At 74.6% G+C, this 22,537-nt stretch carries 22 protein-coding genes; 6 read left to right on the top strand and 16 right to left on the bottom strand.

The features are described from left to right. Positions 1-84: 84 nt before the first annotated feature. The gene (locus tag MY526_RS16125; protein ID WP_436704467.1) at positions 85-1,008 is read left to right on the top strand and encodes a type IV toxin-antitoxin system AbiEi family antitoxin domain-containing protein; all 924 of its coding nucleotides are present in this window, start codon (positions 85-87) and stop codon (positions 1,006-1,008) included. Positions 1,009-1,094: 86 nt separating this feature from the next. Here MY526_RS16125 and MY526_RS16120 read toward each other — a convergent pair whose 3' ends face one another. The 5 genes from MY526_RS16120 to MY526_RS16100 form a co-directional block, all read right to left on the bottom strand. Then, positions 1,095-2,390, bottom strand: a complete 1,296-nt coding sequence (locus MY526_RS16120) for a PhoH family protein (protein WP_436695460.1) — start codon at positions 2,388-2,390, stop codon at positions 1,095-1,097. 223 nt (positions 2,391-2,613) lie between these two features. Beyond that, positions 2,614-2,799: a hypothetical protein gene (locus tag MY526_RS16115; RefSeq protein WP_436695459.1), complete on the bottom strand. Its 186-nt coding sequence runs from the start codon at positions 2,797-2,799 to the stop codon at positions 2,614-2,616. Between the two features lie 3 nt (positions 2,800-2,802). After that, entirely contained in the window at positions 2,803-4,020 is a 1,218-nt protein-coding gene (locus MY526_RS16110) for a DUF885 domain-containing protein (protein WP_436704466.1), read from the bottom strand. Positions 4,021-4,033: 13 nt separating this feature from the next. Next, positions 4,034-4,813 carry an isoprenyl transferase gene (locus tag MY526_RS16105; protein WP_436695457.1) on the bottom strand — a complete coding sequence of 260 codons (780 nt, stop codon included), beginning with the start codon at positions 4,811-4,813 and terminating at the stop codon, positions 4,034-4,036. A 110-nt stretch (positions 4,814-4,923) separates the two neighbouring features. Then, positions 4,924-6,057, bottom strand: a complete 1,134-nt coding sequence (locus tag MY526_RS16100) for a glycoside hydrolase family 16 protein (protein ID WP_436704464.1) — start codon at positions 6,055-6,057, stop codon at positions 4,924-4,926. A gap of 337 nt (positions 6,058-6,394) precedes the next feature. On the opposite strand from MY526_RS16100, the gene trhA reads away from it, so the two are divergent. Continuing rightward, the gene (gene trhA / locus MY526_RS16095; RefSeq protein WP_436704462.1) at positions 6,395-7,210 is read left to right on the top strand and encodes a PAQR family membrane homeostasis protein TrhA; all 816 of its coding nucleotides are present in this window, start codon (positions 6,395-6,397) and stop codon (positions 7,208-7,210) included. 60 nt (positions 7,211-7,270) lie between these two features. On the opposite strand, the gene MY526_RS16090 is transcribed toward trhA, so the two are convergent. The 5 genes from MY526_RS16090 to MY526_RS16070 all read right to left on the bottom strand — a co-directional run bounded on the left by MY526_RS16090 (position 7,271) and on the right by MY526_RS16070 (position 12,496). After that, positions 7,271-8,545, bottom strand: a complete 1,275-nt coding sequence (locus tag MY526_RS16090; protein ID WP_436695454.1) for a geranylgeranyl reductase family protein — start codon at positions 8,543-8,545, stop codon at positions 7,271-7,273. Between the two features lie 44 nt (positions 8,546-8,589). Next, positions 8,590-9,252: a maleylpyruvate isomerase N-terminal domain-containing protein gene (locus MY526_RS16085; protein ID WP_436704460.1), complete on the bottom strand. Its 663-nt coding sequence runs from the start codon at positions 9,250-9,252 to the stop codon at positions 8,590-8,592. Positions 9,253-9,271: 19 nt separating this feature from the next. Next, positions 9,272-9,772 carry a hypothetical protein gene (locus MY526_RS16080; protein WP_436695452.1) on the bottom strand — a complete coding sequence of 167 codons (501 nt, stop codon included), beginning with the start codon at positions 9,770-9,772 and terminating at the stop codon, positions 9,272-9,274. A 183-nt stretch (positions 9,773-9,955) separates the two neighbouring features. Then, entirely contained in the window at positions 9,956-11,953 is a 1,998-nt protein-coding gene (locus MY526_RS16075; protein ID WP_436704458.1) for a thioredoxin domain-containing protein, read from the bottom strand. Between the two features lie 9 nt (positions 11,954-11,962). Continuing rightward, on the bottom strand, positions 11,963-12,496 hold the full coding sequence (locus MY526_RS16070) for a phosphate-starvation-inducible PsiE family protein (protein WP_436695703.1): 534 nt from the start codon (positions 12,494-12,496) through the stop codon (positions 11,963-11,965). A 232-nt stretch (positions 12,497-12,728) separates the two neighbouring features. Between MY526_RS16070 and MY526_RS16065 the strand changes: the two genes are divergently transcribed. Next, complete coding sequence (locus tag MY526_RS16065) at positions 12,729-13,295, top strand: AMIN-like domain-containing (lipo)protein (RefSeq protein WP_436695702.1); 567 nt, start codon at positions 12,729-12,731, stop codon at positions 13,293-13,295. A 27-nt stretch (positions 13,296-13,322) separates the two neighbouring features. Here MY526_RS16065 and MY526_RS16060 read toward each other — a convergent pair whose 3' ends face one another. Both MY526_RS16060 and mca read right to left on the bottom strand, forming a co-directional pair. Next, a complete protein-coding gene (locus MY526_RS16060) occupies positions 13,323-13,646 on the bottom strand; it encodes a hypothetical protein (protein ID WP_436695701.1) in 324 nt (107 codons plus the stop codon). Further along, positions 13,643-14,530 (bottom strand): mycothiol conjugate amidase Mca, encoded by an 888-nt coding sequence (gene mca / locus MY526_RS16055; RefSeq protein WP_436695700.1) that lies wholly within the window; start codon positions 14,528-14,530, stop codon positions 13,643-13,645. Before mca ends, MY526_RS16060 begins: the two co-directional genes overlap by 4 nt. Before the next feature lie 217 nt (positions 14,531-14,747). Here mca and greA point away from each other — a divergent pair, with 217 nt between their 5' ends. Further along, complete coding sequence (gene greA, locus MY526_RS16050) at positions 14,748-15,251, top strand: transcription elongation factor GreA (RefSeq protein ID WP_436695699.1); 504 nt, start codon at positions 14,748-14,750, stop codon at positions 15,249-15,251. 41 nt (positions 15,252-15,292) lie between these two features. Continuing rightward, on the top strand, positions 15,293-15,595 hold the full coding sequence (locus MY526_RS16045) for an RNHCP domain-containing protein (RefSeq protein ID WP_436704457.1): 303 nt from the start codon (positions 15,293-15,295) through the stop codon (positions 15,593-15,595). A gap of 97 nt (positions 15,596-15,692) precedes the next feature. Here MY526_RS16045 and MY526_RS16040 read toward each other — a convergent pair whose 3' ends face one another. The 4 genes from MY526_RS16040 to ilvA form a co-directional block, all read right to left on the bottom strand. Then, positions 15,693-17,765, bottom strand: a complete 2,073-nt coding sequence (locus MY526_RS16040) for a M3 family metallopeptidase (protein WP_436695697.1) — start codon at positions 17,763-17,765, stop codon at positions 15,693-15,695. A 117-nt stretch (positions 17,766-17,882) separates the two neighbouring features. Next, complete coding sequence (locus MY526_RS16035; protein ID WP_436695696.1) at positions 17,883-18,689, bottom strand: ABC transporter permease; 807 nt, start codon at positions 18,687-18,689, stop codon at positions 17,883-17,885. After that, positions 18,686-19,684 (bottom strand): ATP-binding cassette domain-containing protein, encoded by a 999-nt coding sequence (locus MY526_RS16030; RefSeq protein ID WP_436695695.1) that lies wholly within the window; start codon positions 19,682-19,684, stop codon positions 18,686-18,688. Before MY526_RS16030 ends, MY526_RS16035 begins: the two co-directional genes overlap by 4 nt. Positions 19,685-19,756: 72 nt before the next feature. Next, the gene (ilvA, locus tag MY526_RS16025; RefSeq protein WP_436695694.1) at positions 19,757-20,980 is read right to left on the bottom strand and encodes a threonine ammonia-lyase; all 1,224 of its coding nucleotides are present in this window, start codon (positions 20,978-20,980) and stop codon (positions 19,757-19,759) included. Between the two features lie 83 nt (positions 20,981-21,063). On the opposite strand from ilvA, the gene MY526_RS16020 reads away from it, so the two are divergent. Continuing rightward, positions 21,064-22,536: a sigma 54-interacting transcriptional regulator gene (locus MY526_RS16020; protein WP_436695693.1), complete on the top strand. Its 1,473-nt coding sequence runs from the start codon at positions 21,064-21,066 to the stop codon at positions 22,534-22,536. Position 22,537: the final 1 nt, after the last annotated feature.

Below are 22,537 nucleotides of genomic sequence, written 5' to 3'. Positions count from 1 at the left end.
CGAGACACCGCAAGAGCGCACGGCGCCGTCCACAGATCCGCCGAGTGCGGTCTCCGCGCAGAACTCCGAGGCCACGCTCGCCGGGTGAGCCAACTCGAGTCCTGGCGCGGCCTGCTGCGGCGTGCCGACGCCCTCGCCGAAGGGCTGTCGGACGGCGAACTGGCCCGGCTGGTCCGCCGCGGTGACCTCGAACGCCTCCAGCGCGGTGCGTACCTGGCCCCGGGAACGGACGTCGAGCGGCACCGCCTCGTGGTGGCCGCAACGGTCGCCGGGCTGCGCCGACCCGGCGTCGTCAGCCACACCTCGGCCGCGGTCCTGCACGGTCTGCCGCTCTGGGGCACATCCACGACCCGGGTGCACCTGATCCGCCGGCCACCCGCGGCGGGCAGCGGCAGTGCGCGCGTGCACCTCCACGTCGCCCGGCTCCCCGACGACCAGGTCACCGTCGTCGACGGCGTCCTCGTCACCGACGTCGCCCGCACGGTCGTCGACCTCGCGCGCACGCTCCCGTTCGAGCCGGCTGTCGTGGCCGCGGACGCCGCGCTCGCGGCCCGCACGGTCGTCCCCGCGTCACTGACCGCCTGCCTCGCCGACATGGGGCCGGTCCCGGGAGCGCGCCGGGCCGCCCGGGTGCTGCAGTTCGCCGACGGGCGGAGCGGGAGCGTCGGCGAGAGCCGGAGCCGCGTGCTGATCCGGCGGATCGGCCTCCCGGCACCGGAACTGCAGGTACGTGTGGAGCGCCCCGACGGCAGCGTCGTCGGCCGGAGCGACTTCGGCTGGCACGCGCAGCGGACGCTGGGCGAGTTCGACGGGCGGGTGAAGTACGGGCGACTCCTCCGGCCGGGTCAGGACCCCGGAGACGCGGTGTTCGAGGATAAGCTGCGCGAGGACGAGATGCGCGACGCGGGCTGGCAGATGGCCCGCTGGACGTGGGGTGACCTGGACCGGCCCGGGGTCGTGGGCGCGCGCCTGCACCGGGCCTTCTCCCGGGGCCCACGCGCCGCCTGAGCCCGCTCTTGCGGTCTCCCGCCCGCAGTTGCGGTGGTGCAACACCGCGGAAGGGGGCAGGAGACCGCAAGAGTCGGCCGGCGGGGTCAGCTGGGGAGGTCCTCCAGCATCTCGGTGACCAGGGCGGCGATCGGCGAGCGCTCCGAGCGGGTCAGCGTCACGTGCGCGAACAGCGGGTGCCCCTTCAGCTGCTCGACCACCGCGGCGATGCCGTCGTGCCGGCCGACCCGCAGGTTGTCCCGCTGGGCGACGTCGTGGGTCAGCACCACCCGCGACCCGGAGCCCAGCCGGGACAGCACGGTGAGCAGCACCCCGCGCTCGAGCGACTGCGCCTCGTCGACGATCACGAACGAGTCGTGCAGCGACCGGCCGCGGATGTGGGTCAGCGGGAGCACCTCGATGAGGTCACGGGAGGCGATCTCCTCGAGCACCTCCTTGGAGACCAGCGCGCCGAGGGTGTCGTAGACCGCCTGGGCCCAGGGCGACATCTTCTCGCCCTCGCTGCCCGGCAGGTATCCGAGCTCCTGGCCGCCGACGGCGTACAGCGGCCGGAAGATGACCACCTTCTTGTGCGCCCGGCGCTCCATCACCGACTCCAGCCCGGCGCACAGCGCCAGCGCCGACTTGCCGGTGCCGGCCCGCCCGCCGAGGGAGACGATGCCGATCTCCGGGTCCAGCAGCAGGTCCAGGGCCACCCGCTGCTCCGCCGAGCGGCCGTGCAGCCCGAACGCCTCCCGGTCGCCGCGCACCAGCCGCACCTGCTTGTCGGGGGTGACCCGCCCGAGCGCCGAGCCGCGGGAGGACAGCAGCACCAGCCCGGTGTGCGGCGGCAGCTCGGCCGCGGCCGGCACGAACACCTCCCCGGACTCGTACAGCTCGTCCAGCTCGGCGTCGTCCAGGGACAACTCCGCCATCCCCGTCCAGCCGGCGTCGACGGCGTCCAGGGCCCGGTACTCGTCGGTGTCCAGGCCGACGGCCGCCGCCTTGACCCGGAGCGGGACGTCCTTGGTGACCAGGCAGACGTCGTGGCCCTCGGCGCGCAGGTTGAGCGCGACGACCATGATCCGGCTGTCGTTGCTGTCGTTGCGGAAGCCGGCCGGGAGCACTGCCGGGTCGCTGTGGTTCAGCTCGACGTGGAGCGTGCCGCCCTCCTCCCCCACGGGCACCGGCGCGTCCAGCCGGCCGTACTGCACCCGCAGGTCGTCGAGCATGCGGAGGGCCTGTCGGGCGAACCAGCCGAGCTCCGGGTGGTTGCGCTTGTCCTCGAGCTCCCCGATCACGACGAGCGGGAGCACCACGTCGTTGTCGCCGAGGCGCAGCAGCGCGGCGGGGTCGGAGAGCAGGACGGAGGTGTCGAGGACGAACGTGCGGCGAGTACTCACGAGTCGACTCCCGTGGGGCGCGGTGCGCGCCCCGGCTCGAAGGTGGCCGGGTCCCGGCGCAGGGGCCGGGCTCCGGCCCCCCTGGTCGACGAAGACGTCTGCACCAACCGGGCCTCCCGTGGACGACGAGGTGTGCTCGTCCTCCACCTCGGACGGTAGGCCCGGGAGGTGACAGGAACGTGTCCGTCCGGAGGCGTGTCCCCCTATCGGGGCACCATCCGGCTCATCCGTCCCAGGGCCGGCGGCGCGGCCGGACGGCGACCAGCGCCCATCCGAGCGGCACCAGCAGCACCGGCCACTGCAGGGCGAGGTCCCCCACCCACCAGATGCCGCCGACCAGCAGCACCGCCAGCCACCCCGCCGTCCACAGGCCGAGGTCGCGGGCCTCCTCCGAGGTGCGCCGCGCCATGCCTCAGACGGCCTGCAGCTCTCGGGTGACGGCGGCCGGTGTCAGCGGCTCGTCGAGCAGCCGGACGAAGCGGTCGGCGACCGGCTGGCCGGCCGGGCGGGCGTCCAGCCAGGTCGACAGCAGGTCGAAGCCCTCGACGTAGGTGGTGATGTAGGCGCGCCACAGCGGGTGGGTGAGGAACCGCAGCTGCTGGCGGGCGCGGTCGGCGCTCACCAGCGACCACCGCTGGATGTACGCGGCCACCTCGTCGGCGTCCGCACCCCGGTCGTGCAGGAGGACGGCGGCGTCCTGGCGCACCCGGTTGAGCGGCGCCACCGCGGCGGCGACCCGCTCGGCCAGGTGCCCGTCGAAGCGCAGCCCGAGGTCGGCGAGCACCTCGGCGGCCCACGGCCCCCACCCCTCGCCGATCGAGGCCTGCACCCCGAGGTCGGCCAGCCCCTCGGCCATGAGGCACTCCGGCGTGTTGACCAGGAAGACCGTGTGCTCCAGCCGCGCGGCGCGCTCGACCAGCCCCTGCTCCTTGCGGCAGTGCTCGGTGTGGTGCCCGGGGTAGGACTCGTGCGCGACGAGGTGCGGCAGCTGGCCCAGCCGGTGCGGGAGGTCGGCGTTGATCGCCACCCGGGAGCGGTAGTCGCCCTCGTAGTAGTTGAACCCCGACCACGGCTTGTCGGTGACCACCTCGTACCGCACGGTCTCCGCCTCGGGCAGCCCGTACTCCCCGCGCACCCGGTCGCGCAGCGCACTGGACAGCGCCTGGACGGCGTCGGCCAGCCGGTCCGGCGGGCACTCCTCGCGCCGCCGGTGCGCGGCGTACCGCTCGGTCAGCGGGCCGGTGCCGGGCAGCAGCGCGTCGAGCTCGGCGTGCGCGGCGGCGTAGGCCGCCGGGTCGCCCAGCGTCAGCTCGACCTGGAAGTAGCTGGCGACCTCGTCGAGGAAGGCGACCGGCTCGCCGCTCATCTTCCGGGCGCTGCACTCCAGGCCGGTCAGCTGACCGTGCAGGAACTCGGCGCGGTCGGCCGGCAGCTCCGCGGCCGCGAGTTCGCCCAGCAGCTCCCGCGCCCGCTCGCGCAGCCCCTGCGGCGTGGGCGCCGGCTCGTCCTCGACCTCGGCGCGGATCCGGCGGTCGCCGGTGTAGGCGTCGACGAAGCCGGACTCCAGGCGGTCGAACCGCAGGCCCAGCCGCACGTACTCCAGGGGGACGTCGAGAGGTCGGGCCGTCACGGCGGTGAGTTTCTCAGCCGCCGAAGCGCCGGTGCCGGGCGGCGTAGGCTCGCAGCGCGCGCAGGAAGTCCACGCGCCGGAAGTCGGGCCAGTAGACGTCGGTGAAGTGGAACTCCGAGTGCGCGGTCTGCCAGAGCAGGAAGCCGGACAGCCGCTGCTCGCCGCTGGTGCGGATCACCAGGTCGGGGTCGGGCTGCCCGCGGGTGTAGAGGTGCTCGGCGATGTGCTCGACGTCGAGCACCCCGACGAGCTCGTCGAGCGTCGTCCCCCGTTCGGAGTGCTCGGCGAGCAGCGAGCGGACGGCGTCGGCGATCTCCCGCCGTCCCCCGTAGCCGACGGCGAGGTTCACCGTGGCCCCCGGCCGGTCCCGGGTCTCCTCCTCCGCCTGCTTGAGGACGGCGACGGTCTCGGCCGGGAGCAGCTCGAGCGCGCCCACCGGACGCAGCTGCCAGCGCCGGCCGGGAGCCGCGAGGTCCTCGGCGACCCCCTCGATGATCCGCAGCAGCGGCACCAGCTCCGGCTCGGGGCGGGAGAGGTTGTCGGTGGAGAGCAGGAAGAGGGTGACCACCTCGACGCCCGCCTCGTCGCACCAGCCGAGGAAACCGGCGATCTTGTCCGCGCCGCGGCGGTGGCCGGCGTTGGGGTCCTCGAGCCCGATGGACCGGGCCCAGCGGCGGTTCCCGTCGACGATCACCCCGACGTGGCGGGGCACCTCGGCGTCCTCCAGCTGGGCGGCCAGCCGCCGCTCGTACACCCCGGTGAGGACGTCGCGAACCCACTGTCGCACCCCCACAGGGGTCACCCTAGGCCCGCGTCCGGGAGCCGCGCCGACCCGGTCGACGACACCGGCGCCCCGCCCGGCCGCAGCGGGACGGGGCGCCGGGGCACCCGTGGACGTGGCGGTCAAGCGCGCGACCAGGCCGCCACCCAGTCGACCTGCACGTGGCCCGCGGCGCCGGAGCTCGGGGCGCCGCCGTCGAGCGCGGTCTCGGTCTGGAGCACCCAGCGCATCGGGTCGGTCGGGATGGCGCTGCGGTCGGTGGTCGACTGCGCCTGGCCGTCGAGGATGAAGGTGACGCTGTCCGGCGTCCACTCGATCGTCGCGGTGTGCCAGTCGGTCATCGACGCACCCGTGTTCATGTGCCACGCGTTGCGCGACGGGTTGCCGGTCACGTCGTGCGCGAAGCCGCTGATCGTGCTGTCGAGGTCGGCCTCGGGGAAGTCGATCTCACCCTGGCTCCAGTCGTCGTTGGACGGCCACAGCAGCCAGGCGATCTTGTAACCGGGCACGTCGTCGGCGCGGAAGCGCACCGAGTACCGGCCGTAGAGCTGGCCGTCCCAGGCCTGGCCGTCGATGGCCGGCGTGAGCGCCGCGACCTGGGCCCCGCCGTTGCCCGAGTGCAGGTTCTTGTCCACCACGCCGCCCGACACGCTGACCACGGCGTCGCTGTTGTACGTGCCGTTGCCCGAGGTGTCCTGCGACCCGTCGTAGCCGGACCAGCCCGGGTAGACGGAGTCGAACTGGCCGAGCGCGGCGTCGCGGGTGAAGTCCTCGGCGAGCACCAGGTTCCAGCCCGGGAGGTCCTGGGCCGGGACGGCACTGCCGGAGGTCACGACCGGCGCCGGGGGCGCGACCGGAGCGGGTGCCGGCACCGGCGCGGGGCGCTGGGTCGTCTGCGCGGCGGAGCGGCTCGTGCTCGGGGCGGACGCGGCGGACCCGGTCGACGTCGAGCCCCTCTCCGCGGTCTCGGACGCCGGCGTCTCGACCGGCGGGGGCACGACCTCGGTCGACTGCGTCGGCGCGGGCGTGGTGGGAGTCGCACCCTGCGCCAGGCGCCAGGAGGACTCGCGGGAGTCCCGCGACGCCCGGTCGCCGGCGACCGCGCGGGCGCTGGTCTCCGCCGGAGCGGCGGTGGCGGCCGACGACGACTGCTCGACGGAGACGGCTTCATGGCTGACGACGAGGCCACCTCCGACGGCGCTGGTGATCACGCAAGCCGAGAGCAGGCGACGGGCGAGGAAGAATTTGAGAAACATCGACGAGGACGGTAGCGGTGTGTGAGCAGGTGAATACCAAGCGATCAACTCGGTAGCGCGTCGTGGCGTAGCAGCAGCGTCCGCGTGCTGAGCGTGACCACCGTGGGTGAAAGCGCAGGTCATGAAGGGATAACGCGTGACGGACCGGTCCCACTGGAAAACCGTCTCCCGGAGCGGTGCCGGGTCCCAGCAGCCCCGTTCGCGACTTCCGTCACAGTCGCCCCAGTGTCCCGCCAGTCACACCGGTCACACGCGCCCCGGCAGTGACGGCCGAGCAGGGCGGGGACCCCGGTTCGCCACCCGGCCCGGTCACCTACGGCTGCGTAACCTCGGGTGCATGAGCGCTTCCCCCCAAGGTCGCGAACCGGTGCGCATCGAGGCGGACGGTGCCGAGCTCGAGGCCCCGCGCACGGAGGCGGTCTCGACCGTCCTCCAGGAGGGCGAGCGGGTCGAGCGGACCTGGACCGCCGAGGACTTCGACGACGCCGACTGGGACCACCCCGACACCCGGCCGCGGATGCGCGGCTGGCTGCACCTGTTCGCCTTCTTCGGTGCCGTCGTCGCCGGCGCCGTCCTCGTGCCGCTGGCCTCGGTGCTCGGCGCGCGCTCCGGCTTCTCCATCGCCGTCTACTGCCTGACGATCTGCGGGCTGTTCGGCATCAGCGCGCTCTACCACCGCCGCCGCTGGTCACCGCGCGGCTGGAAGATCATGAAGCGGCTCGACCACTCGATGATCTTCCTGTTCATCGCCGGCACGTACACGCCGTTCGCGCTGCTGGCCGTCGACCAGCCGACCGGTCTCTGGATCCTCGCCGGCGTCTGGGCCGGCGCCCTGGCCGGGGTCAGCCTCAAGCTGACCTGGCCGACCGCCCCGCGGTGGGTGGGGGTGCCGCTCTACATCGGGCTGGGCTGGGTGGCGGTCTTCATCCTCACCGACATCCTGCACATCGCCGGCGTGGCATCGCTGGTGCTGCTGGCCGTCGGCGGCGTCCTCTACACGGTGGGCGGCGTCGCCTACGCGCTCAAGAAGCCCAATCCCTGGCCGGGCGTCTTCGGCTATCACGAGGTCTTCCACGCGATGACCGTCGTGGCCGCGCTCTGCCACTACATCGCCGTCTACTTCGCGATGTACAACAGCCCGTTCCTGGGCTGAGAAAGGACCCCCTCCTCCCCACCCCTCGCACGCTCGGGGCGGTGCCCTGGAGGGGGCCGGTCAGGCCGTCCGGAGATCGGCGGCGGGGAACGGCGGACGGTCGTCCAGCCGCACCGACAGCCGCCCGGCGGCCCGCCAGGCGCGGGCCACGACGTCGCGGTCGCCCTCGGTGACCAGGTTGCCCATCACCCGCAGGGCGACCGTCATCAACGCCCGCGACCGCATGCCCGCCGGCCCGGCGGCCGGGAGGAATCGCGGCACGGTCAGCAGGCCGGCCAGCCGACGGGCGATGGAGAACGCGTCGCCGTAGTGCCGGCGCAGGGTGGCCGGCCAGGCGAGCGACCAGTCGTCCTCGTCGAGCAGCCCGGCGATGCTCCGGCCGGTCTCCAGGCCGTAGTCGATGCCCTCGCCGTTGAGCGGGTTCACACAGCCCGCGGCGTCCCCGATCAGCGCCCAGTTGCGCCCGGCGACGTTCGACACCGCGCCGCCCATCGGCAGCAGCGCCGAGGCCGGCGCCTCCACCGGCCCGTCCAGCCGCCAGTCCTCGCGGCGGGCGTCGGCGTAGACCTCCAGCAGTGCCTTGAGCTGCACCCCGGCCGGACGGCGGGCGGTGGCCAGCGTGCCGACGCCGAGGTTCACCTGCCCGGACGCCGCCCCGAGGGGGAACACCCAGCCGTACCCGGAGAGCAGCTCCCCGGCGCCTCCGCGCAGCTCCAGGTGGGAGGAGATCCACTCGTCGTCCGCCCGCCCGGAGCGCACGTAGCCGCGGGCGGCGACGCCGTAGGCGGTCTCCCGGTGCCACTCCCGGCCGAGCACCCGCCCCAGCGGGGAACGGACGCCGTCGGCGACGACCAGCCGCCGGCACGCCACGGTGACGGTCTCGTCGTCGGGCAGCTCGAACACCACGCCGGTCACCCGGTCCCCGTCGCGCTCCACGTCGACGGCTCGGGCGCCGTCCAGCGGAACGGCGCCGTGGGCCAGGGCGACCTCGCGGATGCGGGCGTCGAGCTCGGTGCGCGGCACGGCGCTGCCGTGGTCGGGGAACTCCCCGCCGGGCCAGGGCAGCTGCCACTCCCGACCGAAACCGGCCGCCCGCAGCCCGCGGTTGCGGGCGCGGGCGCGGGCCCAGTCCCCCAGGCCCAGGTGGTCGAGCTCGGCCATGGCGCGCGGCGTCAGTCCGTCGCCGCAGGTCTTGTCGCGCGGGAAGGCCGCGGCGTCGGCGAGCACGACGTCGTGCCCGGCCCGGGCCGCCCAGGCCGCGGCGGCCGAGCCCGCGGGGCCGGCTCCGACGACGAGGACGTCGGTCGCGGTCGGGAGCTCGGCGCCGGCGGTCACGCCCCCAGTGTCCCTGGTCGCGACGACGGCCCGGCGCGCGCCGCTCAGCCGAAGAGCGGGAAGCGCTCCGCGGCCGTCCCGATCTCGGCCCGGTCCGCCGCGGTCAGCGGCTCGCGTCCGGTGCCGCGGCGGGCCGCGGTGACGCCGTCCCACGACGCGGGCAGCGGCCCGCCGAGCAACCCCTCGAGCACCCGGCGGACCTCGGCCAGCGGCGCCGCGCCCGGCCCCGGCCGGTCCAGGTGGAGCACCAGGTCGAGGTGGTGGACCGCGGCCTCGACGACGAGCGTGGACAGCAGGTCGGCGACGGTCAGGGTCGAGCCCTGGGTGCGGACGACGGCGTCGGGCGCCACCCGCCCGGCCGCCACGACGACCGCCGCCGAGGCCTCCGCGTAGCGCCGCTGGACCGCGCCGAACCCGCCCTGCACGCTGGCCGCCACCCGGGTGCTCCACAGCTCGTCCTCGTCGTCGGGCGCCGGCGGACGCCAGGACCGCCAGTAGTCGACGGCCGTGGTGTCCGCCGGGCCCGACGCCGGCGTGTTGAGCGCGACCAGAGCCCGCCGGGCGTCGCTGAGCAGGTGGAACCCGAGGTCCACCGGCGTCCAGCCGGCACAGCCGGTCGGCTGCCAGCCCTCCCCGGCGCTCAGCGAGGAGAGCACCTCGGTGAGGTCGGGATAGGCGGTGCGCAGCAGGTCCAGCGGCTCGGGCACGCCGCCAGCCTGGCACCGCTCACTCGGGCCGGGGACCCCGCGCGCGCACCTCCTCGACCGCGGACATGGCGTCGCGCAGCTCGCCGAGCCAGGACTCCGCGTGCTGGCCGACCAGCCGGACGGCCCACACCAGCGCCTCGGAGCGCGACCGGGCGACGCCGGCGTCGACGAGCGTGTCGAGGACGAGCCGCTCGGGCTGGCGCAACCGGGTCATCACGGGGACCGAGAGGTTGGTGAACAGCTCGTGCTCGTCCCCGCACGCCGCACCCCAGGCGACCGAGCGGCCGTAGCGCTCCTGCGCGGCGTCGGCGATGGCCATGCGCTGCTCACGGGTCTCCTCCCGGAACCGGGAGATCCGGCCGGCGCGGGCGGCCGCGGGGTCGCCCTCGCCCGGCGAGGGCTCGGCGAGCGTGCCGACGACGGTGATCTCGTCCCGGTCGATGCTGAGGTCCACCGGGCCGGTGAACCAGCCGTCCGGGAGCCGGCCGGCGAACCAGCCTGCGACCTCGGCGCGCTCCACCGGGGGCGGCGCCTCGGGCCCGCGACCCCGGCCGCCCGGTCCACGGCCGCGGAACCCGCCGCCGCGAAAGCCCCCGCGCATGCCCGCGAACGGCGAGTCGGAGAAACGATGGTGGTGTCCGTGCACGACGGCCTCCCTCAGCGTGGTGATTACACGCTTACACGGTAAGACCGTCAGCGGTCCTCAGGAAGGGTTCATCGCTCCGCCCAGAGCGGACACCCCCGTCACCGGGGCGGAGCAGACGAAGCCCCGGCAGACGTAGGCGGCGGGCCGGCCGTCCACGAGCGGGCGCCCCGCCAGCAGCGGCACCCCGGGGGCGTCGGGCTCGCCCACGACGACGACCGCCCCGGGGCTGGTGGACGCCCGCGCGGCCGCCGCGAGGGCGTCGCGCTCCGGCCCGGCCGGCCCGCTGACCGCGACCTCCAGCGGGCCGGCCAGCAGCGCCTCCCCGACCGCCGCCGCCCAGCCGGCCGCCCGGGGCGCCTGGGCGACCAGGGCCGCCAGCGACCCGACCGCCGCCTCGCCGAGCTCCCGGTGTCGCGGCGACCCGGCCAGCGCCGAGTACGTGACGGCGGCGCCGGCCACGGCCGCGATGCCGGCCGGCGTCGGGCCGTCGGCCGGGTCGAACGGCCGGTGCACGAGCGCCTCGGCGTCGGAGGCGGTGTCGTGCCAGCCGTCGGCGTCCACGAACTGCTCCGCGACGACGTCGAGCAGGTCGCCGGCGAGCTCCAGCCACCGCCCCTCCCCCGTGGCCTGGTGCAGGGCGAGCACCCCCTCCGCGAGGTCGCCGTAGTCCTCCAGCACGCCGGCCGGCGTCCCGGCCAGCCCGTCCCGGGACGCCCGTCGCAGCCGCCGGTCCACCCAGTGCGTGGAGGCGACAAGCTCCGCGGCCCGGCGGGCGGCGGCCACCGACCCGTCGTCCCCGGTGAGGACGCCGTGCTCGGCGAGCGCGGCGACGGCCAGCCCGTTCCAGGCGGTGACGACCTTGTCGTCCCGAGCCGGCTGCGCCCGCCGGGCCCGGACGGCGGACAGCCGCTCGCGCACCGAGGCGAACCGGGCCGGGTCGTCCGGGATGCGGGCCAGCTGCAGGGTCGACGTCCCGTGCTCGAACGTGCCGCGCTCGGTCACGGCGAACACCTCGGCCGCCCAGCGGGCGTCGTCCGCGCCGAGCGCCTGGGTCAGCTGCGCCGGCGTCCACACGTAGGTGAGCCCCTCGACGCCCTCGGTGTCGGCGTCGAGCGCGGAGGCGAAGCCGCCCTCCGGCGTGCCCAGGTCCCGGACGAGGAAGGCGGCGGTCTCGTCGGCGACCCGCCGGGCCCACCCCTCACCCGTCGCCCGCCAGAGGTGCACGTAGACGCGCAGGAGCAGCGCGTTGTCGTAGAGCATCTTCTCGAAGTGCGGCACCACCCACTGGCCGTCGACGGAGTAGCGCGCGAACCCGCCGGCGAGCTGGTCGTGGATGCCGCCGCGGGCCATCGCCTCCAGCGTGCCGCGGGCCATCCGCAGCGCCTCGGCGTCGCCGGTGCGGGCGGCGTGGCGGAGCAGGAACTCCAGCACCATCGACGGCGGGAACTTGGGCGCTCCGCCGAAGCCGCCCCACCGCTCGTCGTAGCTGCCGGCCAGCGAGTGCGCCGCGGCGTCGAGCGCCTCCGGCCGCAGCGGGTCCGGGGCGCCCAGTTCCAGCCGCGCGGAGATCGCCCGCACGATCCGCCCGCTGGCCTCCTCCAGCTCTGCGCGCCGCGTCGTCCAGGCGTCGGTGACCGCGGCCAGGACCTGGCGGAAGGCGGGCATGCCGGGCGCCGGGCGGGGCGGGTAGTAGGTGCCGCAGTAGAACGGCTCGCCGGCGGGGGTGGTGAACACCGTCATCGGCCAGCCGCCGTGCCCGGTGAGCGCCTGGGTGGCGGCCATGTAGACGCTGTCGACGTCCGGCCGCTCCTCGCGGTCGACCTTCACGCAGACGAAGTCGGCGTTCATCTGTGCCGCGGTCGCCTCGTCCTCGAAGGACTCGTGCGCCATGACGTGGCACCAGTGGCAGGCCGCGTAGCCGACCGACACCAGCACCGGCACGTCCCGCTCGCGGGCCTCGGCGAACGCCGCCTCCCCCCACTGCCGCCAGTCGACCGGGTTGTCCGCGTGCTGCAGCAGGTAGGGGCTGGTCGCCCCGGCGAGTCCGTTGGGCACGGGCCCTGCCTACCCGCGCGCCTCGCGGGCACGCCCGGACTCGCCGCCCTCGCCCTCGTCGGGCTCGCGCTCCTTGCGCCGGAGCAGCCACGAGGTCGCGCCCAGCAGCAGGACCAGCACGCCGAGGACGGCGATCTCGATGATCCGGTCGGTGAACTCGGCGCCGCGCCCGACGACGCCGGCGGCCTCCACCGACAGCACGACGATCTCCTTGATCGACGCGATCACCCCGATGACGAGGAACGGCTCGGCGACCAGCTCCCGCTTCTCCACCGTCGTCCGGACGGCGAACAGCAGCTCCACCACGATGAAGACCAGCAGCAGCACGTCGAGCAGCTCGAGCATGGGCGCCTGGGAGAAGTCGGTGAACACCGACCAGGTGGTCCGCCCGGCGAGGGCCAGCAGCACCAGCGCCGCCACGACGAGCAACAGCGCGATGCCGGTGTAGACGACGTTCTCGGCGAACTCGAGTGCGCGGGTGCCGGCCTGCCCGAGGTTCGACCGGGGCGGCCGCTGCTCCGGGTCGTCCCGGCGGGGGCTCATGCGGGAATCGTGGACCACCGCGGAGTCCGCGGGCAGGTACCGGCAGCCAGGTCCCCCACTCGGGTGGCCCTAGCACGATCTGCCCGCCTTGCGCAGGAGCCACGCCCGGTGGGCTTGGCGGTTGTTGCCGTTCCGATGCGAACTTCTTCGTCGAGTCGACGTGTCGACAGGTCTATCTCCGTCTCGGCGTGTCGGCGGATGCTGCCGACGGCGCACACCAAGGAGGCCCGCCATGAACCGGTCCCGTTCCCGTTTCTTCGTCCTCGCCGTCTCGGTCCTGGCCCTGCTGGGGGTGATCACTCCCGCCGCGGCGGCCGCGAGTCCCTACTGCGGCATCACCTGGGGGTCGCAGGCCAAGTCCCTGCACCCCTACGACCCGGGGCACAACTTCGTCGACGACGTCCGGGCCGGCCGGCACACGTGCTACGACCGGCTCGTCGTCGACATCGCGGAGGTGGGCGGCTTCGACGCCTACAACGTCCGCTACGTGCGCGCCGTGACCCAGGACGGCAGCGGGGCCGTCGTGCCGCTGCGGGGCGGGGCCGCGCTGCAGATCACGGTGGGGGCGACCGGTCACGACGATGCCGGGCGGCCGACGTACTCACCCCGCAACCGGCGGGAGGCGGTGGACGTGGCCGGCTTCAGCACCTTCCGTCAGGTGGCCTGGCTGGGCTCCTTCGAGGGCCGCTCCGACCTCGGCCTCGGCGTCCGGGCGCGACTGCCGTTCCGCGCCTTCGTGCTCGAGGGCAGCTCCGCCCACGTCGACCGGCTCGTCATCGACGTCGCGCACCGCTGGTAGCCCGTCGCACCGACGACGGCCGTCCGGTCAGGCCCGCGGGGGCTCCGGACGGCCGTCGTCGCGGCGCGGCGGCTCGATGGCCAGGGGGGCCCGGCGGAGCGTGTCCAGCAGCTCCTGCCCGGGCTCCGGCCGCGGCTCGAGCAACTCGGCCGGGGTGTCGGGGACGACGACCCGCGGCTCGTCGTCGTCCTCGGGGTCGAAGCTGGGCGGGATGCGCTTGAGGTGCCGCGACATCGACTTGACCAGCAGCGCGGTGGCGATGAGCAGCAGGAGGATGAGCAGCAGCCCCAGCGGGCCGGCCTTGCCGACGTCGGAGGGGAGCTGGTCGGCGGCGAGCACGGCGGTGGTCACGGGACGGTCACCTCACAACGGACACCGGCGAACAGGTCGTCCTCCGGCAGGGGCGAGTCGACCACCGAGCGCGCCAGTTCGTAGTCCTCGGTCGGCCAGACCTGCTGCTGCACCTCCAGCGGGCAGGCGAACCAGCGGCCGTTCGGGTCGATCTGCGTCGCGTGCGCGATGAGCGCGGCGTCCCGGACGGCGAAGTGGTCGGCGCAGTGCACCTTCGTGGTGACCCGGTGGGAGATGTCGCGGTCCGGGTCCCAGTTCTCCAGCCACTCCGCGTAGGGCGACTCCGCGCCCGAGGCGATGATCGCCTCGTGCAGCGCCCGCGTGCGGGGCAGCGTGAAGCTCATGTGGTAGTAGAGCTTGAGCGGCTGCCACGGCTCGCCGAGCTCGGGGTAGCGGTCGGGATCCCCGGCGGCCTCGAACGCGTGCACCGAGATCTCGTGGGTCTTGATGTGGTCGGGGTGCGGATAGCCGCCGCGCTCGTCGTAGGTCGTGATGACGTGCGGCTTGAACCGGCGGATCAGCTCCACCAGCGGGGCCGCGGCCTCCTCGGTGGGCACCAGGGCGAAGCAGCCCTCCGGCAGCGGCGGCAGCGGGTCGCCCTCGGGCAGGCCGGAGTCGACGAAGCCGAGGAACTCCTGTTCGACGCCGAGGATCTCCCGGGCGCGGTCCATCTCCTCGACCCGGATCTGCGGCAGGCGCTCCCACACGTCGGGGCGGTCCAGCGCCGGGTTGAGCACCGAGCCGCGCTCACCGCCGGTGCAGGTCGCCACCATCACGCGGACGCCCTCGGCGACGTACTTCGCCATCGTCGCGGCGCCCTTGCTCGACTCGTCGTCGGGGTGGGCGTGCACGGCGAGCAGGCGCAACGGGGCTGCATCGGTCACCCGGACATCATCCACCGCCCGCGGGGGCCGCCGCCGCTCCCCGGCCCCACGATCGGGTGGACGTGGTGCTCGTCACGCTCCGACCCGCTACCGTTCCGCAACTCGACCGCCGATCCGCGTGGAACACCCGCGCCACCGGCGGTGTTACGTTGACCGTTCTGAACGCGGCCGTTTCCCCGTGCGGGGGGACGGCCACCGACTTTTCAGGAGCACCGCCGTGTCCACCCCCACTGACGAGCAGAACCCGGGCGTCTGGCTGACCCAGGAGGCCCACGACCGGCTGAGGGCCGAGCTCGACCAGCTGGTGGCGGGCCGCCCGGCCATGGCCGCCGAGATCAACGCCCGCCGCGAGGAGGGTGACCTCCGCGAGAACGGCGGCTACCACGCCGCCAAGGACGAGCAGGGCAAGCAGGAGGCCCGCATCCGGCAGCTGGAGGACCTGCTGCGCAAGGCGCGGGTCGGCGACGCTCCGACGACGGCGACGCACGCCACCACCGGCACGGTCATCACCATCCGGTTCCAGGGCGACGACGAGACCGAGAAGTTCCTCCTCGGCTCCCGCGAGATCGTCGGGACCACCGACCTGTCGGTGTACTCCCCGGAGTCGGCCCTCGGGGCGGCCATCATGGGCGCGAAGCCCGGCACGACGGTGACCTACCAGGCGCCCAACGGCCGCGACATCACCGTCGACGTCGTCGCCGTCGAGCCCTTCGTCCCCTGACCGGGGCGGTCCGCATGGGCCGGCCGGCGCGGTCCCGGCGCGTGGAGAACACCGGGTTCGAGTGCGTGTACTGCCACGCCCCGGTTCCGGCCAACACCGACGGGCACTACCGCAACCACTGCCCGCTGTGCCTGTGGTCGCTGCACGTCGACGACCTGCCCGGCGACCGGGCCAGCGAGTGCCGGGCGCCGATGGAGCCGATCGGGCTCGTGGAGAAGTCGGGGAAGGGCTGGCAGGTGGTCCACCGCTGCACGGTGTGCGGTCACCGCCAGCCCAACCGGCTGGTCCGCGAGGGCGAGTCCCCCGACGACCTCGACGTCGTCCTCGGACTGCCCTGGCTGTGAGGCCGCCGTCCTCCCGGGCCTCGGCACTGCGGGCGTTCCTCGCGCACTGACGGTCCGGTAGGACCCGCGGTGCGCGAGGAACACCCGCACCGGGTGGTCAGGAGGCGGGCAGCAGCCCGCGCCGGCGGAGCAGCGGCGTCGGGTCGGCGTCGCGGCCGCGGACGGCGCGGAAGGCCGCCAGCGGGTCGACCGACCCGCCCACCGCAAGCAGGCGCTCGCGGAAGACGTCGCCGTTCTCCCGACGCAGCCCGCCGTTCTCGCGGAACCACTCGACGGTGTCGGCGTCGAGCACCTCCGACCAGATGTAGGAGTAGTACCCGGCCGCGTAGCCCCCGGCGAACACGTGCTGGAAGTACGTCGTGCGGTACCGCGGCGGCACCAGGTCGTAGGCGACGCCGGCGGCCTCCAGCGCGGTCCGCTCGAACTCCGCCGGATCGCCGATCTCGGTCTCCGGGGTGATCCGGTGCCAGGCCTGGTCCAGCAGGGTGGCCGCCAGGTACTCGAGCGTCGCGAAACCCTCACCCCAGAGCTGGGCCCCCTCGATGGCCTCGACGACGCTGGCGGGCAGCGGCTCGCCGGTCTCGACGTGCCGGGCGTAGCCGCCGAGCACCTCGGGCCACAGCGCCCACATCTCGTTGACCTGGCTGGGGAACTCGACGAAGTCCCGCGGCACGCTGGTCCCGGCGAAGCGCGGGTAGGTGACCGCGGAGCTCAGCCCGTGCAGCGTGTGCCCGAACTCGTGGAACAGCGTGGTGACCTCGTCGAGCGTGAGCAGCGTCGGCTGCCCGTCGGCGGCCCGCGTGACGTTGAGGTTGTTCACCACGACCGGCCGGGTGTCCAGCAGCCGCGACTGGCTGACGAAGGAGCTCATCCACGCGCCGCCGCGCTTGCCCTCCCGGGCGTAGAAGTCCCCGAGGTAGAGGCCGACGGTCCCGCCGTCGGCGCCGGTGACCTCCCAGACCCGGACGTCGGGGTGGTAGCCCTCGAGGTCCGGGCGCGGGGTGAACCGGTAGCCGTAGAGCAGCTCCGCGGCGCGGAAGACGCCGTCGACCAGCACCCGGTCCAGCTCGAACCACGGCCGCAGCGCCGCGGTGTCGACGGCGTAGCGCTCGGCCCGCACCCGCTCGCTGTAGAACGCCCAGTCCCACGGCGCCAGGTCCGTCACCCCGTCGCGCGCGGCGACCTCCGCCAGGGCCGCCGCCTCGGCCTTCGCGTTGGCCAGCGCCGGCCCCACCATCGAGGCCAGCATCGCGTCGACCGCCTCCGTGCTGCCGGCGGTCTGGTCGGCCAGGACGAGGTCGGCGTGCGTGGCGAACCCCAGCAGCGGCGCGCGCTCGGCCCGCAGCCGGGCGATGCGGGCCGCGACCGGGCCGTTGTCGTGCTCCCCGGCCGAGGCCCGGCTCACCGACGCCTCGAACACCCGCTGCCGCAGGGCCCGGTCCCGCAGCTTGGCCAGCACCGGCTGCCCGGTCGGCAGCAGCAGCGGGAGGAGGAAGCCCTCCACCCCACGCTCGGCCGCCGAGCGTGCGGCGGCGGCCACCTCCGCATCGCTGAGCCCGTCGAGCGCGGCGGGGTCGGGAACCACCACGGCGGCGGCCTCGGTGGCCATCTGCAGGTTCTGCCCGAACGTCGTCGAGAGCGCGGAGAGCTCCTGGTTGAGCTCGGACAGCCGGGCCCGGCCGGCCTCGTCGAGGCGGGCGCCGGAGAGCACGAAGTCCAGGTGGTAGCGCTCCACCAGCCGCAGCGCCTCGGGGTCCAGCCCGGCCTCGTGCCGGCCGGCGTGGACGGCGTCGATGCGCGCGAAGAGCTCCGGGTCCAGCCTCAGCGCGTCCGAGTGCGCCGACTCCAGCGGCGCCAGCTCGCGCTCGATCTCCCGGAGCCGGTCGGAGGACACCGACGAGGCCAGGTTGTGGAACACCGCCCCGGCCCGGCGGTAGAGCCGGCCGGAGCGCTCCAGCGCCACGACGGTGTTCTCGACGGTCGGCGGCTCGGCCGACCCGACGATCGCGGCGACCTCGGCTCGCTGCTCGGCCATCCCGCCCAGCAACGCCTCGCGGCAGTGCTCCAGCGTGATCTCCGCGAACGGAGGCAGCTGCAGCGGCAGCCGGGACGGCTCGAGCAGCGGGTTGTCGGCGGACGGGACGACGGGGGCGGTCTGGAGGGCGCTCATCGCCGCCCATAGTGCTATGACACTGCGGTCCTACCGGACCGCACCGCGGCCAGGTGCCGTCCCCGGCCCGCGCTGAGCCCCACCCGCCGGGTGTCCCGGTCGCCTGCGGCATCGCGACTACCGGCTGGCCGTGCGCTGGTAGGCGCGGACCGACAGCGGCACGAACACGACGAGGAAGACCGCCGTCCAGAGCAGCGTGTAGAGCACCGGGTTCTGCAGCGACCAGGCGTCGGGGACCGGGGCGCCGGGGACCGTGTTGCCGAACAGCTCCCGGGCGGCCTGCACCACCGCGGACACCGGGTTCCACTCCGCGAAGGTCTGCAGCACGGCCGGGAACGTCTCCAGCGGGACGAAGGTGTTCGCGATGAACGTCAGCGGGAAGATCACGATGAAGCTGGCGTTGTTCACCACCTCCGGCGTGCGGACCAGCAGCCCGACCAGCGCCATCAGCCAGGAGACGCCGAAGGCGAAGACCAGCAGGACGAGGAAGCCGCCGATCGCCGCCAGCACCGAGGTGTGGATCCGCCAGCCCACCACGAAACCGGTCAGCGCCATCACCGCGATCGAGATGACGTTCAGCCCGAGGTCGGCGACCGTGCGCCCGATCAGGACCGACGCCCGCGACATCGGCAGCGACCGGAACCGGTCGATCAGGCCCTTCTGCAGGTCCTCGGCGATGCTCGCGCCGGTGACGGTGCTCCCGAACACGACGGTCTGGGCGAAGATCCCGGGCAGCAGGAACTCGGCGTAGCTGACGTCGCCGGGCACCTGGATGGCGCCGCCGAAGACGTAGCGGAACAGCACCACGAACATGATCGGCGACAGGGTCGCGAACACGATCAGGTCGGGCACGCGCTTGACCTTGATCAGGTTGCGCTTGGTGATGGTCGCGCTGTCGGACAGCGTCTGCGCGATCGTGCTCATCGAGCCGCCTCCCCCGCGTGCGCCGGCCGCCGGCCGTTCTCGGCCTCTGCTCGCTCCTCGGCCGCGTGGCCGGTGAGGGTGAGGAACACGTCGTCGAGGTCCGGCCGGCGCAGGCCGATGTCGAGCACCTCGACCCCGCTGCCCTCGAGCAGCCGCAGCGCCGCGGCGAGGTCGTCGGTGCCGCCGCTGACCGGCAGCGAGAGCCGGCGGGTCGACTCGTCCCGCTGCGGCTCGTCGACGGCCAGCGGACGCAGCCGCCCGGCCGCCTCCTTGAGGTCGCCGGCGTCACCGACGGTGAGCTCCAGCCGCTGCCCACCGACCTGCGCCTTCAGCTCGTCGGCGGTGCCGCGGGCGATCACCCGGCCCCGGTCGATGACCACCATCCGGTCGGCCAGGCGGTCGGCCTCCTCCAGGTACTGGGTGGTGAGCAGGATCGTCGTCCCGCCGCCGGCGAGGTCGGCGATGAACTCCCACATCGACAGCCGGCTGCGCGGGTCGAGGCCCGTGGTCGGCTCGTCGAGGAAGAGCACCCGCGGGCGGGCGATCAGCGAGGCGGCGATGTCCAGCCGCCGGCGCATGCCACCGGAGTAGGTCTTGGCCGGCCGGTTGGCCGCGTCGGTCAGGTCGAACCGCTCCAGCAGCTCGCCGGCCCGCGCCCTGGACCGGGCGCGGCCCAGCCGGTACAGCCGGCCGACCATCTCCAGGTTCTCGAAGCCGGTCAGGTACTCGTCGACGGCGGCGTACTGGCCGGTCAGCCCGATGCAGGCGCGGACCGCGTCGGCCTCGTGCACGACGTCGAGGCCCACCACCTGCGCCCGGCCCGCGTCCGCGCGCAGCAGGGTGGTGAGGATCCGCACCACGGTGGTCTTGCCCGCCCCGTTGGGTCCGAGGAGCCCGAGGACGGAACCCTCGGCCACGGTCAGGTCCACCCCGTCGAGGGCGGTGGTCGCGCCGAAGCGCTTCACCAGCCCCTCGACGACTATCGCGTCGGTCATGGACTGCACGCTAGGCCGGGGTACCGACGGTTCCCGACTCCTCACCCGGCAGTGGCGGCGCGGGACTCCCCGTCAGCCGACGGTCACCGCGTAGCCGGCGCGGTACACCTGGGCGAGCACCTCCTCGGCGTGCTCGGGCCCGCGGGTCTCCAGGACGACGAACACCTCGACCTCGCCGATGTCCAGCCGGGTCGCCGTCCGCTCGTGCTCGACCTCCAGCACGTTGGCGCCGACCCCGGCGAGCTCGCTCAGCACCGCCGCCAGCGACCCCGGCCGGTCGGGCACGCGCAGGCGCAACCGCAGGTAGCGCCCGGCCGCGGCCATGCCGTGCTGGACGACCTTGAGCAGCAGCACGGGGTCGATGTTGCCCCCGGAGACGACGGCGACCACCGGCGGCGGGAACGCGGTGGGGTCGGCGAGCACCGCCGCCACGGCCGCTGCCCCGGCGGGCTCGACGACGAGCTTGGCCCGCTCCAGGCAGAACAGCAGCCCCCGGGAGAGGTCCTCCTCGCTGACCGTGCGCACCTCGTCGACGAGGTCGCGGACGTGCGCGAACGTCAGCTCGCCCGGGGCGGCGACGGCGATGCCGTCGGCCATCGTCGCCGTCGCGTCCAGGGGGACCGGGCGGCCGGCGGCCAGCGACCCCGGGAACGCGGCGGCCTCGGCGGCCTGGACGGCGACCACCCGGACGTCGGGACGGCGGTGCCGCACGGCGGCCGCCACCCCGGACACCAGCCCCCCGCCGCCGGTGCACACCACGACCGTGGCGACGTCGGGGCACTGGTCGAGCACCTCGAGGCCGACCGTGCCCTGCCCGGCGATGACGTCGGCGTGGTCGAAGGGGTGGATGAACACCGCGCCGGTCCGGACCGCGTGCTCGGCGGCCGCGGCCAGCGCCTCGGTGAGGTCGTGCCCGGCCAGCCGGGCGTCGGCGCCGTAGCCACGGGTCGCGGCGACCTTCGGCAGCGGCGCGGTCTCCGGCATGAACACCGTGGCCTCGATCCCGAGCAGCTGCGCCGCGAGGGCGACGCCCTGCGCGTGGTTGCCCGCGCTGGCGGCGACCACGCCGCGGGACCGCTCGTCGGGGGTCAGGCGGGCCAGCCGCGTGTAGGCACCGCGGATCTTGAACGAGCCGGTGCGCTGCAGGTTCTCGCACTTGAGCCACACCGGCCCGCCGACCCGCTCGGCGAGCGCCCGGGAGTGCTCCAGCGGCGTCTGCCGCACGACCCCGTCGAGCAGAGCCGCCGCGGCGACGACGTCCGCGCCGCTGACCAGTGGGGTCCCGTCGGCGGCCATGCGCTGATCCTCCCAGGCAGCGCCGCAGGTGGGGGCACCCGGACGGGTGCCCCCGATGGCGTCGTCGTCGTACCGTGACGGGGGTGACGGACCCCGGCTTCCCCGCCTCCGCTCCCCCCGCTCCCACGACCCTCGGCGAGCTCCGCGACAGCGGGGCGACCTTCCAGCCCGTGAAGGCCGAGATCCGCGCCAACCTGCTCGCCCGCCTGACGGCCGGCGAACCGACCCTGCCCGGCATGGTCGGCTTCGAGGACACCGTCGTCCCCGAGGTCGAGCGGGCCGTCATCGCCGGCCACGACCTCGTGCTGCTCGGCGAGCGCGGGCAGGGCAAGACCCGGCTGATCCGCACCCTGGTCGGCCTGCTCGACGAGTGGACGCCGGTGCTGGCCGGCAGCGAGATCAACGAGCACCCGCTGCACCCGATCAGCGTGTGGGCGCACCGGCAGATCGCCGAGCACGGCGACCGGACCCCCGTCGGCTGGCTGCACCGCAGCGACCGCTACGGCGAGAAGCTCGCGACGCCGGACACCAGCGTCGGTGACCTGATCGGCGACGTCGACCCGATCAAGGTCGCCGAGGGCCGCACCCTGGGCGACCCGGAGACGGTGCACTACGGGCTCGTGCCGCGCACCAACCGCGGCATCTTCAGCGTCAACGAGCTGCCCGACCTCGCCGAGCGGATCCAGGTCGCGCTGCTCAACGTGCTGGAGGAGCGCGACATCCAGATCCGCGGGTACCGGGTGCGGCTGCCGCTGGACCTGCTGCTGGTCGCCAGCGCCAACCCCGAGGACTACACCAACCGCGGGCGGATCATCACCCCGCTCAAGGACCGCTTCGGCGCCGAGGTGCGCACGCACTACCCGATCGAGCTCGCCGACGAGATCCGGCTGCTGCACCAGGAGGCGCGCACCAGCTGGCTCGACGCCGCCGGCCGCGGGGTCGGCGGCCAGTTCGCCGCACCACTCATCCCCGAGCACCTCGCCGAGATCATCGCCCGGTTCACCCGGCTGGTCCGCGAGTCCAGCCACGTCGACCAGCGCTCCGGCGTCAGCGCCCGGTTCGCCATCGCGGGGCTGGAGACCGTCGCCGCCTCCGCCGTCCGCCGGGCCGCGGTGGCCGGGGAGACCCGGCCGGTGGCGCGGGTGGTCGACCTGCCCTGCGTCGTCCCGGCCAGCCGCGGCAAGGTCGAGTTCGCCGACGCCGGCGCCGACCCGGACGACGAGCGGGAGCTGGAGATCCTCGAGCACCTGCTGCGCCAGGCCACCGCGCAGACCTTCCGCGCCCGCTGCGCGGGCCTGGACCTCACCGGCCTGCAGGAGCACTTCACCGGCGGGGAGACCGTCGAGTCCGGGGAGCTGGTGCCGGCCGCGGCGCTGCTGGGCCAGCTGGGCACGATCCCCCGGCTCGCCGAACTGCTCGGCCGGCTCGGCGTGCCGGAGGGCGAGCAGTCGGCCGAACAGGCCGCCGCCGCGGTGGAGTTCGCCCTCGAGGGGCTCTACCTCACCCGCCGGCTGGCCAAGGACACCGACGGCGCCCGCACGGTGTACGGGGCCTGAC

The sequence above is a fragment of the Geodermatophilus sp. CPCC 205761 genome, assembly GCF_051383655.1.
Lineage (GTDB): Bacteria > Actinomycetota > Actinomycetes > Mycobacteriales > Geodermatophilaceae > Geodermatophilus.
This window is presented reverse-complemented; position numbering and strand designations above follow the sequence as displayed.